The 15,192-nt window shown below is 65.0% G+C and carries 18 protein-coding genes and 1 other RNA gene; 5 read left to right on the top strand and 14 right to left on the bottom strand.

Features of this window, described 5'->3' with window-relative positions; genetic code table 11:
- Positions 1 to 10 precede the first annotated feature (10 nt).
- Genes BMZ48_RS06875 through yihG form a run of 3 tightly spaced genes read left to right on the top strand, consistent with a single transcriptional unit; the run spans position 11 to position 2,161 of the window.
- A complete protein-coding gene (locus tag BMZ48_RS06875) occupies positions 11 to 505 on the top strand; it encodes a protease complex subunit PrcB family protein (protein ID WP_159431109.1) in 495 nt (164 codons plus the stop codon).
- 4 nt (positions 506 to 509) lie between these two features.
- Positions 510 to 1,211, top strand: coding sequence for a YybH family protein (locus tag BMZ48_RS06870; RefSeq protein WP_091533252.1), 702 nt, complete (start codon positions 510 to 512; stop codon positions 1,209 to 1,211).
- Positions 1,212 to 1,252: 41 nt separating this feature from the next.
- Positions 1,253 to 2,161 (top strand): 1-acylglycerol-3-phosphate O-acyltransferase, YihG family, encoded by a 909-nt coding sequence (gene yihG / locus BMZ48_RS06865; protein WP_091533250.1) that lies wholly within the window; start codon positions 1,253 to 1,255, stop codon positions 2,159 to 2,161.
- Positions 2,162 to 2,205: 44 nt separating this feature from the next.
- Here yihG and BMZ48_RS06860 read toward each other — a convergent pair whose 3' ends face one another.
- Genes BMZ48_RS06860 through proC form a run of 5 tightly spaced genes read right to left on the bottom strand, consistent with a single transcriptional unit; the run spans position 2,206 to position 5,851 of the window.
- The gene (locus BMZ48_RS06860) at positions 2,206 to 2,700 is read right to left on the bottom strand and encodes a DUF4426 domain-containing protein (protein ID WP_091533248.1); all 495 of its coding nucleotides are present in this window, start codon (positions 2,698 to 2,700) and stop codon (positions 2,206 to 2,208) included.
- Positions 2,697 to 3,323: a methionine biosynthesis protein MetW gene (gene metW / locus BMZ48_RS06855; protein WP_091533247.1), complete on the bottom strand. Its 627-nt coding sequence runs from the start codon at positions 3,321 to 3,323 to the stop codon at positions 2,697 to 2,699. Before metW ends, BMZ48_RS06860 begins: the two co-directional genes overlap by 4 nt.
- The gene (metX, locus tag BMZ48_RS06850; RefSeq protein ID WP_091533245.1) at positions 3,320 to 4,471 is read right to left on the bottom strand and encodes a homoserine O-succinyltransferase MetX; all 1,152 of its coding nucleotides are present in this window, start codon (positions 4,469 to 4,471) and stop codon (positions 3,320 to 3,322) included. Before metX ends, metW begins: the two co-directional genes overlap by 4 nt.
- A gap of 7 nt (positions 4,472 to 4,478) precedes the next feature.
- Positions 4,479 to 5,036: a YggT family protein gene (locus BMZ48_RS06845; RefSeq protein WP_091533243.1), complete on the bottom strand. Its 558-nt coding sequence runs from the start codon at positions 5,034 to 5,036 to the stop codon at positions 4,479 to 4,481.
- Positions 5,036 to 5,851, bottom strand: coding sequence for a pyrroline-5-carboxylate reductase (proC, locus tag BMZ48_RS06840; protein ID WP_091533241.1), 816 nt, complete (start codon positions 5,849 to 5,851; stop codon positions 5,036 to 5,038). The genes BMZ48_RS06845 and proC overlap by 1 nt, the downstream gene beginning before the upstream one ends.
- Before the next feature lie 149 nt (positions 5,852 to 6,000).
- Here proC and ilvA point away from each other — a divergent pair, with 149 nt between their 5' ends.
- Positions 6,001 to 7,518, top strand: a complete 1,518-nt coding sequence (gene ilvA, locus BMZ48_RS06835) for a threonine ammonia-lyase, biosynthetic (RefSeq protein ID WP_091533420.1) — start codon at positions 6,001 to 6,003, stop codon at positions 7,516 to 7,518.
- Between the two features lie 13 nt (positions 7,519 to 7,531).
- Here ilvA and BMZ48_RS06830 read toward each other — a convergent pair whose 3' ends face one another.
- From BMZ48_RS06830 to sohB, 8 genes are all read right to left on the bottom strand, one after another.
- Positions 7,532 to 7,996 (bottom strand): EVE domain-containing protein, encoded by a 465-nt coding sequence (locus BMZ48_RS06830; protein WP_091533239.1) that lies wholly within the window; start codon positions 7,994 to 7,996, stop codon positions 7,532 to 7,534.
- Positions 7,981 to 8,550 carry a 5-formyltetrahydrofolate cyclo-ligase gene (locus BMZ48_RS06825; RefSeq protein ID WP_091533237.1) on the bottom strand — a complete coding sequence of 190 codons (570 nt, stop codon included), beginning with the start codon at positions 8,548 to 8,550 and terminating at the stop codon, positions 7,981 to 7,983. The genes BMZ48_RS06830 and BMZ48_RS06825 overlap by 16 nt, the downstream gene beginning before the upstream one ends.
- Position 8,551: 1 nt before the next feature.
- Positions 8,552 to 8,735, bottom strand: a non-coding RNA gene (gene ssrS / locus BMZ48_RS06820) — 6S RNA.
- Between the two features lie 68 nt (positions 8,736 to 8,803).
- Entirely contained in the window at positions 8,804 to 9,124 is a 321-nt protein-coding gene (locus BMZ48_RS06815) for a cell division protein ZapA (protein WP_091533235.1), read from the bottom strand.
- Positions 9,121 to 9,321, bottom strand: a complete 201-nt coding sequence (locus BMZ48_RS06810) for a hypothetical protein (protein ID WP_091533233.1) — start codon at positions 9,319 to 9,321, stop codon at positions 9,121 to 9,123. The genes BMZ48_RS06815 and BMZ48_RS06810 overlap by 4 nt, the downstream gene beginning before the upstream one ends.
- Positions 9,322 to 9,392: 71 nt before the next feature.
- Positions 9,393 to 10,814, bottom strand: a complete 1,422-nt coding sequence (locus tag BMZ48_RS06805) for a DegQ family serine endoprotease (RefSeq protein ID WP_091533230.1) — start codon at positions 10,812 to 10,814, stop codon at positions 9,393 to 9,395.
- Between the two features lie 85 nt (positions 10,815 to 10,899).
- Positions 10,900 to 11,532: a YbhB/YbcL family Raf kinase inhibitor-like protein gene (locus BMZ48_RS06800; protein WP_091533228.1), complete on the bottom strand. Its 633-nt coding sequence runs from the start codon at positions 11,530 to 11,532 to the stop codon at positions 10,900 to 10,902.
- A gap of 58 nt (positions 11,533 to 11,590) precedes the next feature.
- Positions 11,591 to 12,622 carry a protease SohB gene (gene sohB / locus BMZ48_RS06795; RefSeq protein WP_091533418.1) on the bottom strand — a complete coding sequence of 344 codons (1,032 nt, stop codon included), beginning with the start codon at positions 12,620 to 12,622 and terminating at the stop codon, positions 11,591 to 11,593.
- A gap of 207 nt (positions 12,623 to 12,829) precedes the next feature.
- On the opposite strand from sohB, the gene BMZ48_RS13325 reads away from it, so the two are divergent.
- Positions 12,830 to 13,993, top strand: coding sequence for an OmpA family protein (locus tag BMZ48_RS13325; protein ID WP_091533226.1), 1,164 nt, complete (start codon positions 12,830 to 12,832; stop codon positions 13,991 to 13,993).
- A 98-nt stretch (positions 13,994 to 14,091) separates the two neighbouring features.
- Here BMZ48_RS13325 and hemH read toward each other — a convergent pair whose 3' ends face one another.
- Complete coding sequence (gene hemH / locus BMZ48_RS06785; RefSeq protein ID WP_091533224.1) at positions 14,092 to 15,165, bottom strand: ferrochelatase; 1,074 nt, start codon at positions 15,163 to 15,165, stop codon at positions 14,092 to 14,094.
- Between the last annotated feature and the right edge of the window lie 27 nt (positions 15,166 to 15,192).

Genomic DNA, 15,192 nt, shown 5'->3' with positions numbered 1-15,192 from the left:
GGATATGGACATGATGCGCGTCTGCAGAGGCTTGATCGCGATGATGCTCGTTGCCGCCGTGACTGCCTGCGGCTGGAATCGATGGCTGTGGCGCGGTACGCCGCTTCAAGCCGTCGAGCTCGGCCGTGCGCAGCTTTGCGCCGATGGCCAGGACGGCGTGCGCGTGCGGTGGTTCGATACGGCTGCCGATGTCAGGCTCTGGCAGCAGCAGACCGGCGTCGATCTGCGCCTTAAGACCATCCCCGAGCGCGGGCGCTACGTGCTGATCGAACTGGGGCAGCGCAATACCGGCGGATATGGAATCGCGGTCAGCCGCGAAGCGCGACTCCTGGGTACGACGCTGCACCTGTATGCGACCTTTTTTGCGCCTGCGCCGGGGGCGATGACGGTGCAGATGATCACCAGTCCTTGCGTTCTGGTGCACCTGCCGGAAGCGGATTTTGCCGCTATCGAGGTGTACGACCAGGAAGGTCGGTTGCGGGCGAGCGCGAACCGGCCGGGTTGAACCGATGAACCTGCAGCGCATCGCTTTGTGCGTGCTGGGCCTGCTGATCAGTTCCAGCACCGTGCTGGCCGAGGGCGAACCAGTACCTTCGGTGGCGGAAGCGCCTGCTCTGACGGCGCCGGCAGCATCGTCGATGGACGCCGGCGCGCAGCCTGGAGCATCGGGCTCAACGCCCGACTCCGCCGTCGGGGCTACCGAGTCTGCCGAGCAGGGAGATCGCTCGATGCGGGTGGAGCAGCTGCCCGGCGCGGTAAAACCGCTGATGGACCTGAAACTGGCCGAGCACATCCGCATCTCTGGCGAACCATCGGAGTCTGCCGACGCCGATGCCGTCGCCGCCGTCGTCGCGGATTTCCACCAGGCTTTGCAGGAGAACTACCGCGAGGGCGTGCTGCGGCTTTTCGATCCTTCGGCCGTGGTGTTCGAGTCCGGCTATGCCGAGATGCTCGATGACTACGTCGCCACGCATCTTGATGCCGATCTGCTGTTCGCCGCGACGGTCAAGCGCGAGGTTCTCCACAGCGAGGTATCGGTCGCCGGGGATCTGGCCTATGTATTGACGCAGGCCGCAAGCCACGGCAGCTTCGAGGGCAATCGCATCGATCTGCGCAATACCGAGACGATGCTGCTGCGGCGGATCGATGGTCAGTGGAAGATCGTCCACATACACTGGTCGGGGCACGACCGCACCTCGGCCAATCGCTGAAGAGACGGTCGCTGCCGATTCATTGTCGCAAGGAAAACACGATGCTGCGCTTTCTGCCGGCGCCCGTTGTGGGTGTCATCATGCTGCTGCTGCTGATCATCAACACCCTGCTCTGGGCCGTGCCGGTCTATACGGCGATCCTGCTCAAGCTGCTGACCTGGGGTCGCGCGCGGGATGCGATGTCGCGGCTCACCGCCTGGCTGGCGCAGAACTGGGCCGGGGTGAATGTCGTTCTCGTCGATGCGCTGCTGCCGATCGACTGGGACATCCGGATCGAGACCGCGCTCAACCCCAAGGGCCAGTATCTGGTCTGCGCCAATCACCAGAGCTGGAACGACATCGTCGTGCTCATGCGCACCTTCGGCCGCCGAGCGCCGTTCTTTAAGTTTTTCATCAAGCAGGAGTTGATCTGGGTGCCGGTGCTCGGCTTGGCCTGGTGGGGGCTCGATTACCCGTTCATGAAACGGCACAGCAAGGAGGCGATCGAGAAAAATCCGGCGCTGCGCGGACAAGATCTCGCCACTACCCGCAAGGCCTGCGAGAAATACCGCAACCAGCCAGCGCTGATCGTCAATTTTCTCGAAGGCACGCGGTTCACGGCGGCCAAGCATGCGCAGCAGCAGTCGCCGTACCGCCATCTGCTCAAACCCAAGGCGGGCGGATTTGCATTCACGCTCGCGGTTCTCGGGGAACGGCTCAATTCCCTGCTCGACGTGACCATCGTATATCCCGACGGTGCGCGTGGTTTCTGGGATTTTCTGGCCGGCCGCGTGCGCAGGGTCATCGTCGAAGTGCGGCAGCTCAAGATCCCACACGCCCTGTACACCGGCGACTACGAAACCGACGCCGATTTCCGTGCGCGCTTCCAGGCCTGGATCTCCGAGCTCTGGCAGGAGAAAGACCGGCGCATCGATACGCTGCTGTCCGCATCCGCCGCAGCCCGGACCTGATCATGCGGCGCTGATCGGGTCGGATCGCGGCGCCAGCGTTGAGGTCAGTTGCGGTAAAACTGCTGCCGGAAACGGATGGGGATTGGCGCATTCGCACCCGCGGGCAATACGCGCACATCGATCGTCATGAATTCGCCGTCGAGGGTTTCGAAGCTGGCGATGACGTAGTGCACGTCGGCTTCGCGCACTGGCCGCAGCCGGAGTGTCTGCACGTGTCCCAGCAGCGTGGTCGCGGTGCCCGAGGCCGTCGCCGGTACCGGCTGGAAGCGGCCGTCCACGCGCTGCTGGGCATTGAGCACGAGCAGAATGCGGTTGCCGGTGCGTTCGACGCCGAACTGGCGCGCGACTTCCGGCGTCAGCTCGGTGGTGTTGATTACGGCGTAGTGCACGCGAAAATCGCCGGCCTCGACGTACTGCTCGGCCTGCGCGACGAGCGTGTGCCAGCCCAGCATCAGCGCAGCAAGCCATGCGCCGGCGCGGCCCCAACGTCGCACAAAGGCGGGCGCACGCACCGGATGTGAACCCGACCCGCACGTCATCGATGACCCTCCGGTGCCTGCAGCATGTACAAGGCTTGTTCGCAGAACAGATTGGGGGCGATGCGGATGCGCAAGCCCTCACGGTGCGAGCGGTCGAGCAAACGTCGGCTGCGGATGATCCACTGCCGCTGCGCACATAGATCCTCGAAATCGTCGACCGTGCACAAGTGAATGTTCGGCGTGTCGTACCAAGGCTCCGGCAGCGTCGGTGTGACCGGCATACGGCCGAGCGCGAGCGCGGCGCGCACACGCCAGTGGCCGAAATTCGGGAAGGTGACGATGCCGATGCGGCCGACGCGCAGGATCTCGGTGATCGCATCGTCGGGGCGCTGCAAGGCCTGCAACGCCTGGGTCATGACGACGTAGTCGAAAGAAGCATCGCCAAAGTCGCGCAACCCATCGTCGAGGTCGGCCTGGATCACATTGATCCCGGCACGGATGCAGTGCGCGACGTGCTCCGGGTCGATTTCCAGGCCGTAGCCGCTGACACCGCGGTGTTCGGCGAGCCAGGCGAGCAGCTCGCCGTTGCCGCAGCCCAGATCGAGGATGCGCGCGCCCGGCCGGATCCAGTCGGCGATCGCCGCGAGATCAGGGCGTAGTGACGGCGGAGCGGAAGGCTTCATGTTCCGGCCTCGCGCGCGACGCGGTCGAGGTAGTCGCGCAGGACGCGGTGGTATTGCGGGATCGGCATCAGGAAGTCGTCATGCCCGAGCTGAGATTCGATCAGCGCATAGGACACGTCACGACGCGCCTCGACCAGAGCCTTGACGATCTCGCGCGAGCGTGCCGGCGAGAAGCGCCAGTCGCTGCTGAAGGCAATGACGAGAAAGCGTGCCTGCGCACGCGCGAAGGCCGCGGCCAGGTTATCGCCATATTCACGTGCCGGATCGAAGTAATCCAGCGCCTTGGTCATCAGCAGGTAGGTGTTCGCGTCGAAGCGCTCAACAAAAGACTGGCCCTGATAGCGCAGATAGCTTTCGACCTCGAACTCGACGTCGAAGTTGAAATTGAACTGACTGCCGCGCTGCATGCGCCCGAACTTTGCGCGCATCGCCTCGTCGGACAGATACGTGATGTGGCCGAGCATGCGCGCGAGCTTGAGACCATGCGTCGGAACCACGCCATGGTCGTAGAAGCGGCCGCCGTGGAAGTTCGGGTCGGACAAGATGGCCTGGCGCGCAATCTCGTTGAAAGCGATGTTCTGCGCCGACAGCTTGGGAGCAGCGGCGATGACCAGCGCGTGCGCGACGCGCTGGGGCTGGTCGATCGTCCATTGCATCACCTGCATGCCGCCGAGGCTGCCACCGATGACCGCGGCCCAGCGTTCGATGCCGAGCGCGTCGGCGAGCAGTGCCTGCGAGCGGACCCAGTCGCGTACGGTCAGCAGCGGAAAATCGGGACCGTACGGCTTGCCGGTATCGGGATTGATCGTGTTGGGGCCGGTCGAGCCGCGGCAGCCTCCCAGATTGTTCAGCGCCACGACGTAGAAACGGCGGGTATCGATCGGTTTGCCGGGCCCGATGCAGTTGTCCCACCAGCCCGGTTTGCGATCCTCGGTGCCGTGATAGCCGGCTGCGTGGTGGTCGCCGGACAGTGCATGGCAGATGAGCACGGCGTTGCTGCGGGCGGCGTTGAGCTCGCCATAGGTTTCCACCATCAGCTCGTGGCGCGGCAGTGTGCGTCCGCAATCCAGCGTCAAGGGCTGCGAGATGGGGATGCGCCGGGGCGTGACCAGCCCCACGGAGTCGGCGGGGAAGTCGGCGGTGCTCATCGGCACGTCAGCGGAAGACACCGGGCAGCGGCAGCAGGCGGTTGATGACTTGCAGCAGCAGGATCACGACCAGCGGCGACAGGTCGAGGCCCGACAGCGGTGGGAGGATGCGGCGCGCCGGACGCAGCAGGGGTTCGTTGACGCTCCACAGGATATTGCTCGCCGGATTGTTTACGCCGGGGCCGAACCACGAGAGGATTGCCTGCACGAAGATCGTGAAGGTATAGAGGTTGATCGTCAGAGCCGCGATCTTGAGCACGGTGTATCCGAGCGCCGGGGCGGTTCCGACGCTAAACCCCAGCATGCCGACGACGACGTGGACGTACAGCATGCCAAGGAGCAGCACCACCAGCGCAGCCGCAATGTTGATGTTGCGGACATTGGGGACGACGCTGCGCAGCCAGTCCGTGGGATAGCGCGTGATCTGCCAGATCGCCTGCGAGATCGGATTGTAGAAATCCGCGCGCACCGCCTGCAGGATGATGCGCAGCAGGAATACCCAGATCGCCAGATCGAACAGCGTGGTGACGAGAAACAGCATCGCGTTGGAAGCGTTTGCGCCCATCAGTCCTCCCGAGCGAACAGTTCGCCCAATTCGGCACTCCGGCGTGCGGCCGCAGCCAGCGCCTCGGCGAACAGCCGGCGTAGTCCTGCGGTTTCCAGGTGCTGCACCGCCGCTTCGGTGGTGCCGCCCTTGGACGTGACCTGTGCGCGCAGAAGAGCGACGTCGGTTCCCGTCTCCGCCATGCGCGCGGCGCCGATGAAGGTCTGGCGTGCGAGCCGCTTTGCGGTGTCGGCGGGCAACCCAAGCGCGGCTGCCGCCTCGCGTAAGACCTCGGTCAGCAGGAAGTAATACGCCGGGCCCGAACCGGACAGTGCGGTGACGGCGTCGATCTGGGTTTCGTCCTCGAGCCAGACACAGTCACCCACAGCGCCGAGGATGTCCTCGGCGAGCTGGCGTGCGTCCTTGGGGGTTGTGGGTGCGGCATACAGCCCGGTGATGCCAGAGCGCATCAGGGCCGGCGTATTGGGCATGCAGCGCACATAATGCAGGCCCTCGCCGAGCCAGCGTTGTAGCGTGTCGAGCCGGATTCCCGCAGCGATCGAGACGACGATGGTCCCGGGCGCTATCGTCAGCCCGCCGAGGGCGCTGCGCATCTGTTGCGGTTTGACCGCGAGGACGACGCCCCTGGCGCCGGCGATGGCGTCGGCGGCCGCTTCGAAAGTGTCAACACCGAAGGTCTGCGCGAGCCAGGCACGCCGGTCGGCGTCGATCTCGCAGACGCGCAGCTCGGTGGCCGGCCGGCCAGCCGCGATCAGGCCACCGATCAGGCTGGCCGCCATGTTGCCGCCGCCGATGAAGGCGATCGCCGAGGACATGCGTGGTACGAAAAGGGGTGGGGGAAGGTGCGCGGTATGATAGGGCATCGCGCCCTCGGGCTCATCCCAAGCATTTTTCCCGCGATCAAGGCAGGTACGCCGTGAAATCCTCCTCCCGGGTCAAACCGGCTCCCGACCACCTCCTGCGACTGCTCGATGCCTATCGAGCCCGTATCGAGGCGGCACGTGTCTACGACGTCGCCGTGATCACTCCGCTCGAGGAAGCGGCCAAGCTATCGCAGCGCTTGGGCAACCGCGTGCTGCTCAAGCGTGAGGACACGCAGCCGGTGTACTCGTTCAAGCTGCGCGGCGCCTACAACAAGATCGCCCAGCTCGACAATGCCGAGTGCGCACGCGGCGTGATCACCGCCTCGGCCGGCAATCATGCGCAGGGCGTCGCGCTGGCTGCCCGGCGGCGCGGTCTTACGGCCTGGATCGTGATGCCGCGCACCACACCGAGCCTCAAGGTGGAAGCCGTGCGTGCGCTAGGGGGCAAGGCGATTCTGCACGGCGATACCTATGACGAGGCTTACGAGCACGCGCAGGTTCTGGCCGCCGAGAAAGGGATGACCATGATCCATCCTTACGACGATGCCGATGTCATCGCCGGACAAGGCACGATCGGTCGCGAGTTGCTGGAACAGTGCGGGCATTTGGATGCGGTGTTCGTGCCAGTCGGGGGGGGCGGACTGCTTGCCGGGGTTGCGGCCTGGATCAAGGCTGTGCGGCCGGGCACCAAGGTGATCGCCGTCGAGCCGGAAGACTCGAATTGTTTCGAAGCGGCGATGCGCGCCGGTCGGCGCGTCGTGTTGCCACAGGTTGGGCTGTTCGCCGATGGTGTCGCGGTCAAACAGATCGGCGAGGAGAATTTCCGCGTGGCCCGCCATCTCGTCGACGGCTGCGTGCTGGTCAGCGTGGATGAAATCTGCGCCGCAACGCGCGATGCCTTCTACGAGAATCGATCGCTGCCCGAACCTGCTGGGGCATTGGCGCTGGCCGGGCTCAAGCGCTGGGTGCACGAGCACGGCGTGCGTGGCCAGACGCTCGCGGCGATCGTCTCCGGTGCCAATCTCAACTTCGACCGCCTGCGTCACATCGCCGAGCGCGCCGAGCTCGGTGACGAGGCCGAGATGCTGCTCGCGGTGACGATTCCGGAACAGCCGGGTTCGTTCAAGCGGTTTCTGCGCCAGATCGGTCGCCGTGTGATCACCGAGTTCAATTACCGCTATGCCTCACCGCGCGCGGCGCACGTCTTCGTCGGCATCAAGCTCACCGACGGGCCCGAACAGCGCCAAATCGTGCTCGAGGCGCTGCGCGACGGTGGCTATGAGGTGGTCGATATGTCGGCCAACGAGATGGCCAAGGTCCACGTGCGCTTCATGGTCGGCGGCCGCTGCCCGGGGCTGCCCGACGAGCGCCTGTTCCGCTTCGAATTCCCGGAGCGGCCCGGAGCGGCGCTGGATTTTCTCAACGCCATCGGTTCGCGCTGGAACATCTCGCTGTTCCACTATCGCAACCATGGCGCGGCCTATGGCCGTGTGCTCTGTGGTCTGCAGGTGCCGAAGAAAGAGCTGGCCGAGTGCCGGCGCACGCTGGATGCGCTCGGCTACGAATACGCCGAGGAAACCGACAATCCGGCGTACCGGTTGTTTCTTGGCACCGATTGAGCAGCGTCGGCGTTTACGACGCCAGTTGCAGAATGTAATGCCAGTGGTCCTCGCGCACCGGCGTCACCGACAGCCGGTTGCCTGGCTGCAGCACCTGCAAGCCCTTGAGCCGTTCCTGATGCGCGCGCAGCGTTGCCAGTGTCACCGGCCGGGCGAACTTGCACTCGAACTTTACATCGACTTGCAGCCAGCGCGGATGTTCCGGTGTCGATTTGGGGTCGTAGTGATCGGCCCGCGGGTCGAACTGGGTGGGATCCGGATAGGCGTCGGAGACGATGCGCATGATGCCGACGATGCCCGGTACCGCACAGCTCGAGTGGTAGAAGAAGGCCTGATCGCCGATCCTCATCTGGTCGCGGAACATATTGCGCACCTGGTAGTTACGCACACCGTCCCAGCCGGCAGTCTGATCCGGCCGCGCCGCCAGGTCGTCGATCGAAAAACAGTTGGGCTCGGATTTCATCAGCCAGTAGGCCATCGCAGTCCTTTCTCGGTGACGATGCCATCGAGCCGCTGGTCCCAGGGATCGCATGGCACACGGGGGATCTCCTGCAGCGACAGTGCCCAGCCCAGGCACACCGGTCGCCGCATCCGGCGCCGTGCCAGCAGGCGGTCGTAATAGCCGCCGCCGGCGCCCAGACGGTGGCCATGGGCGTCGAAGGCCAGCAGAGGCGCGAGCAGCAGATCAAGGCGGCGTAGCGGGCAATACGCACCGCGCCCCGCCGGTTCGAGAATGCCGTAACGATTGCGCCGCAGCCGCGTGCCGGGTTTGAGTGCGACGAGGTGCATGCCGCGGGTGCCCGACAGCCGCGGGACGTAGATGCGTTTGTGCTGACGCCAGGCGTGTTCGATCAGCGGCGCCGTCGGCAGCTCGCTGCCGCGGGCGAGATGCAGCGCGACATGCTGCGCCCGCATCCACACGGGCAGACGCACCAGCTTCGCGGCGGCGCTGCGGGCTGCACGCAGCCGCGCGGCCGCCGGAACGGCAGCGCGCCGCAACCGCAGTTCGCGGCGCAGCGCGCGTTTGTCCAAGGTGTCTCCCGCCTGTGCCGTCATCCGGTCATCGACCTTGAGACGAAGTCTCAAGTGGGTGCCGCGCCATGCCATCGGGCTTCCCACTGCACGGTGGGCCTGCACGCCCGGCACGGTTGAGGCTCCCGGGGTTTGCAAATAGGCTCAAGGGGTTCCAAACCGGACGTCGAACACCGCAGGAGACACGGAGCTAGCATAGCATCGACCGCCTGCGGCGATGGTGGCGGTGTGTACCGTCCATCGGGTCAGTGCATCACTCCAGCGACAGCGTCGAATCGATGTCAAGCGACAGCTGGCGCAGGCGCTGCACGGCTTCCGGGCTTGCGTTGGCCACGCCCTCCACCCCTTTGAGCTCGAGCAGCTCGCGGGCGATGTTGAGCGCGGCCATGATCGCGATCTTTTCGGTGCCCAACGCCTTGCCGCGACGGCGGATGCTGGTCATGCGTTCGTTGAGGTAGTCCGCGGACTTGACCAAGGCCTCGTGTTCCTCCGGCGGGCACATGACGCTGTATTCCTTACCCATGATGCGCACGGTGACGCTTAAGGGTTCGTCGGCGGATTTACGGCTGGTCACGGCGACGCCTCTTGCTCGGATTCCAGCGAGCGCACCCGCTCGACGATCGCTTCGATGCGACGGCGCAGCTCGGCGTTGAGCGCAAGCAGGCGGTCGCGCTCCTGCAGCGCGCGCTTTTGCTCCAGACGCGCCTGCCGGTAGGCGGCGATAAGGCGCTGGACGCGTTCTTCGAGCTGCTGGATTTCGGCGTCGATCATGCGTAACAGTTTCCAGCAAAAAAAATGCGCCGGCAATGCCGGCGCAGGAAGATTTGGGGCTTAAGCCGCACTCACTGCAAGAGCAGGAACATCGCGCCCTGCCCGCGGCGGACGTGCAGCAGCAACTGGCCCTTGGATTTCGTCAGCGCACGGAATTCCTCGAGCGTGGCTACCGGTTTGCGGTTGACCGAAAGGATGATGTCTCCCTGACGCAGGCCGGATCGCATCGCCGGGGAGCCCGGCTGCACGCTTTGCACGACGATCCCAGCATCGACGCCGGCGCTGGTGCGCGTGCTGTCGTCGAGCGGGGCGAAAGTCGCTCCGGCGAGCCGGGGATCGAAGTCGTCTCCGGCGGAGGCGGCTTCGTCGTCCTTGCCGACGGTGACGGTGACCAGGCGGGGTTTGCCATCGCGCAGAATCTTGAGCTGGACTTTGTCGCCGACGCGCAACAGCCCAACGATATTGCGCAGCTGGGCCATGCCCTCCAGCGGCTTGCCGTTGGCCTCAAGAATCACGTCCTCGGGCTTGAGGCCGGCCTTCTCAGCGGGCGACTTGGGCAACACGCGCGTGATCACGACGCCGCGTGTGTCTTTAAGGCCGAACGCCTTGGCCAGATCGGGTGTCAGATCCTGGCCGGTGATGCCAATGCGGCCGCGTTGCACCGCGCCGTATTCGATGAGCTGGTTCATCACGCTCTTGGCCAGATTCACCGGAATGGCAAAGCCGATGCCGATGTTGCCGCCGGAGCGCGAGTAGATCATCGACGGGATCCCGACCAGCTCGCCACGCAGATTGACCAGGGCGCCACCGGAGTTGCCAGGGTTTATCGAGGCGTCGGTCTGGATGAAGTCAGCATAGCCGTCACCGACGCCGGTGCGCCCGAGTGCGCTGACAATACCGCTGGTGACGGTCTGACGCAGGTTGAACGGCGAGCCGATCGCCACGACGAAATCACCGACCTGCAGCGTATCGGAGTCGCCCATCGGCACTGCCGAAAGTTTGTCGGCCTCGATTTTCAGGACTGCGATGTCGGTGTCCGGATCACGTCCGATCAGCTTGGCGACGAACTCGCGGTCATCGTTCAGGCGCACCTTGATTTCTTTTGCGTTCTCGACGACGTGGTTGTTGGTGAGCACATAACCCTTGGCGGCATCGACGATGACCCCGGAGCCGACCGACTGGAACTCGCGTTCCTGGGGTGTGTCCGGAATGCCGAAGAAACGGCGGAAGAAGGGGTCTTCCATGAACGGCCCGAACGGATTCTGCACCGCGACCAGGCCGGTGACCGAGATGTTGACGACCCCGGGGATCACCTGCTTGAGCATCGGCGCCAGCGACGGCAGGCCCTGCTGGGTGCTGGCCGTGGCGGGCGGAGCCATGGGGATATCGGCATGGACGCTGGGGGGTGCGCCCGACATCAGAAACGCCGCGGCGACGAGCGAAGCCGAGACCGCCAGCGGCGCGACAATCTTGACGGCAAGTTTTGTGGACATCTGTGTTCTTCTCGAGTCATCTGCCGGTGCGGCAGCGCTGCTCAGACCGCGCATCGGCAATCAAGTTTCACGGATGTGTGCTTGTCTAGCGAATGCGAATCCGCGGGTTCAGGCTGTAGCGGCCGACCAGCGACGCCCGGGCCAGCACATGGCCATCGAGCGCCGCACGCAAATCTGCCAGCGTGAAGGGGCCCTCGACCGGGCAGCGTTCGAGATCGGTGGCAAGCACTTCGAACGTATAGTGGTGGATACGGGCATCGTTCCACGGTGGGCAGGGGCCGTCATAGCCGAGGTAGGTGCCCGCCATCGTGGCATCGGACTGGAACCAGCCGGTGTAGTCGTTCATGCCTTGGCGCGCGCCCGCAGGTCCGGGCGGCGCGGTCTTGCCACGCGCGACGACGCCGTCCGAGCAACTGCCCTCGGCGAGCTCGGTGACCTCTGGCGGGATGTCGACCATCAGCCAATGCACGAAGGGCGCGCGCGGCAGATCCGCCGGCACTTCGCGTCCTTCCTGGTTGACATCGTCGGGGCGTGTGGGGGCGTCGGCATCGATGCAGGTGAGCACGAAGCTGCGCGTGCCCACCGGGGCGCCAGACCAAGCGAGGTGTGGGTTGCGGTTGGCAGAGAGGCGGACGTGGCCCTTGGGGCTGCGGACGGCGAAGGCACAGCGCCCGGGGATGCGGCCATTCGGCCGAAAGCTGCGGCTGATCAGCCTCATCGGCGGTCTCCTATTGTTTGAGTGACGGTGACGGATGCCATGTTACCCGTGCGCGGATTCAGCGCCAGCGTGTCCCTGCCATATCCTGCGCACCGCGCAGCAGGCCGCCGCCCAGGCGGATGAGGCCGCGCGCCAGACGGTCGGACAGCGTCCGATGGCGGCGGAAGCGCAGCTCGACGAGATCAGCCTCATCGATTTTCTGCAGCAGGTAGTCGTCGCTGGTCTGCAGCGCATCGACGAGCTTGAGCGCGAGCGCGCGCGCACCGAACCAGTGTTCACCGGTGGCCACGCGTGCGAGATCCAGCTGCGGCCGGTGTTCGGCGACGAATTGCTTGAACAGCGCATGGGTTTCCTCGAGTTCCTCGCGGAACTTGGCGCGGGCGGCTTCGGTGTTTTCGCCGAACAGTGTCAGCGTGCGCTTGAACTCGCCCGCCGTATGCAGCTCATAGTCGATGTCCATGCGTCGCAGCAGGCGGTTGAAGTTCGGCAGCTGGCCGACGACACCGATCGAGCCGATAACCGCAAACGGCGCTGCGATGATGCGATCGGCGACGCAGGCCATCAGATACCCGCCGCTCGCCGCCACTTTGTCCACCGCTACGGTCAATGGGATGCCGCGCTGTTTGAAGCGCGCGAGCTGGGACGCGCCCAGGCCATAGGCATGGACCAGTCCGCCTTCGCTCTCCAGGCGCAGCAGCACCTCGTCGCCGGATTCGGCCACCTGTAACACCGCGCTGATTTCCTCGCGGAGTTCATCGACGGCATGCGCATGCAGATCGCCGCGGAAATTGAGTACGAACAAGCGGGGTCTGCGTGTTGGGGTATCACCCTTGCGTCGGGCCTTGGCTTGCTTGCGGCGCTGCTTGTGCAGTGCTTTGCGCGCGGCGTCGGAGAGCAGCGTATCGCGCACGCTGTCGGCCAGTCCGCGGAAGCGCTCGTTGAGGTCATGCACCTCGAGCCGGTCGCCCCGGCGGTGGACGCTCTGTTCGCGGATCGCCGTCATGGCGGCGGCGAGCACCACCAAGACGGCTGCCAGTACCGTCAATGTCTTCGCAAGAAAAAGGCCGTATTCCGTCAGAAAAGCGCTCAAGCCGGGGCTCCGCGGTATCACATAGTGGAAAACTCGCATCAGTCGAGGCACAATGCAGGCGTGCTGCCGGATCCGGCGGCCAGCGATGCAAAAGGGCAGCGTGCCGAAGTTCACGCTGTGCGAGCCCTGCATTCAGCATAATGATACGCACAGCCTTGGGCGGGTTGTCAGCTCGTTGGAGTCATCAGACAGGTTGGAGATCAAGCGATGAGAAGAACAACCGGCGCCGGAGTTGCGCTGATTCTGGGGGTACTGGCACCCATGGCGGTGTCGGCGGCCGATGAGATGCGTCCGTATGTGACCGGCGGCTACAGTTATGTCTTCGAGGACGACGACCGCGTCTCCGATGAAGGACAAGGTTTCTTCCTCGGCGCAGGTAAGGCGCTGAGCGAGTACTGGGGCTTGGAGTTCGGTGCGTTCCACGGCCAGTTCGACAAGGCCGGCGCTGGCGGCAACACCTGGCGCGAGTATGGCGGCCGGCTCGACAGCCTGTTCTTCTATTCCCGCGATCGCCGGTTTTCCCCGTACGTTGGCCTCGGTATCGGTGCGATCCAGACCGATCTGAAGAGCGGCACTGGCAGTTCGACCGATCCTTTTGGGGACATCGGTGTCGGCTTCTTCAAGTATTTCGATGTCGGCAGTGGCGACATCGGCATGCGCGCCGATGTCCGCTACCGGTGGGTGGGCACCGATGAGCTGGCCGGTGTCGGCGACTTTGAGGAACCGGTGGTCCGCATCGGCCTGGTGGCCGCGTTGGGGCCAAAGGCGGTGGATGACCAGAGCAGCGGCGATGCCGATGGTGATGGTGTTCCCGATGCGTCTGATCAGTGCCCAGGTACCCCCAAGGGTACCCGGGTCGATACCAAGGGCTGTCCGCTGACTGCAGACAGCGATGGAGACGGCGTGCCGGATGCCAAGGACAAGTGCCCGGGTACCAGCAAGGGTCTCGCTGTCGATGCCGACGGCTGCCCGGTCGGCAAGAGCGGCAAGGGTTTCCGCGTCATCGGTGAAGGATCGGAGCTGCGGTTCGAGGATGTGCATTTTGCGTTCGACCGTTCCGACCTGAGCGCCTACGCGCAGGAGATGCTCGACGACGCCGCCAAGACCATCAACTCCCTGAGCGAGCGTTATCCGACGCTGCGGGTCAAGGTCGATGGCCATACCGACTGGACCGGTACCGAGGGCTACAACATGGGTCTCGGCGAGCGCCGCGCCAATGCCGTCAAGCAGTACCTGATGCGCAAGGGTGTGGCCGGCGACCGCATCGATACGACGTCCTTCGGCGAGTCCAAGCCGGTGGCACCGAATACGACTGCCGAGGGCCGCGCCGCCAACCGCCGTGCCGAGGTGCGTACGACGGCCGGGCGCTAACCTTTCGCCTTGCGGTTTGGGACGACAAACCCCCCGCTGCAGATGCAGCGGGGGTTTTCGTTTGGGGCGATGGTCACGCCACGCGTGTGCCGCCAGCCTCAAATCCCGAGGATACGCAGGCAGCTTTGGGCGCGCCGCTCGCGTTCGTGAACCGTCTCTTGGTCTTGGGTTACCGGTGTCCAGCCGGCTCGTGCCCGCTCGATGAGGCTTGCGAGCGCTTCGATGTGTGCGGGATCAGCGTTGAGGGCCGGTATGTAGCGCAGCGTCTCGCCGCCCGCAGCACGGAAATCCCGGGCATAGCGCTGCGCGACTTCTTCGAGGGTCTCCAGGCAGTCGGCCGCGAAGCCCGGGCAAATCACATCCAGTGTGCGGACGCCATGGCGGGCGAGTTCGGTGATGCGCGCATCGGTGTACGGCGACAGCCAGCGTGCGCGCCCCACGCGCGACTGAAAGCCGACACTCCATTGCCCGTCGGCGAGGTGCAAGGCATTTGCGAGCAGGCGGGCAGTCTTCTGGCAGAAACAGTAATACGGATCGCCGGCCTGGAAATAGCGCAGCGGGATCGAGTGAAAGGACATCAGCAGGTGCTCGCCGCGGCCGTGACGGTCCCAATGACGCTGGACGCTCGCGGCGAGCGCGTCGATATAACCTGCGTCGTCGTGATAGCCGCTCAGCGTACGCAATTCCGGGATCCACCGCCGGTGTTTGAGCGCAGTGAACAACGCATCGTAGACCGAGGCCGTCGTCGTCGCCGAATACTGCGGGTAGAGCGGCAGCACCACCAGATGGCGTACGCCCTGCGCGAGTAAGGTGTCGAGCGCATCCCCGATCGAAGGCCGACCGTAGCGCATCGCCAGGGCGACCGGTGTGTCCTCGCCCAGTCGGCGCTGCAATGCCGCCTGCTGGGCCCGTCCGATGGCGAGCAGGGGCGAGCCCTCGGATGTCCAGATACTGGCATAGGCGTGTACGAGCTTGCGCGGGCGCAACGGCAGGATGAAGCCGTAGAGAATCGGCAGCCACATTGCGCGCGGTGTCTCGATGACACGCGGGTCGCTGAGAAACTCGCGCAGGTAGCGGCGAATCGCTGGCACCGTGGGTCGGTCCGGCGTGCCGAGGTTGACCAACAGCACCCCGCTGCGTGTGTCCTGTCGGTGCTCAGCAATGGTGATCATCGGCTCGGCACGATTTCGTCGTTTGTG

Origin of the sequence: Fontimonas thermophila (assembly GCF_900113085.1) — a bacterium.
In the GTDB taxonomy this organism is placed as follows: Bacteria; Pseudomonadota; Gammaproteobacteria; order Nevskiales; family Nevskiaceae; genus Solimonas; species Solimonas thermophila.
This window is presented reverse-complemented; position numbering and strand designations above follow the sequence as displayed.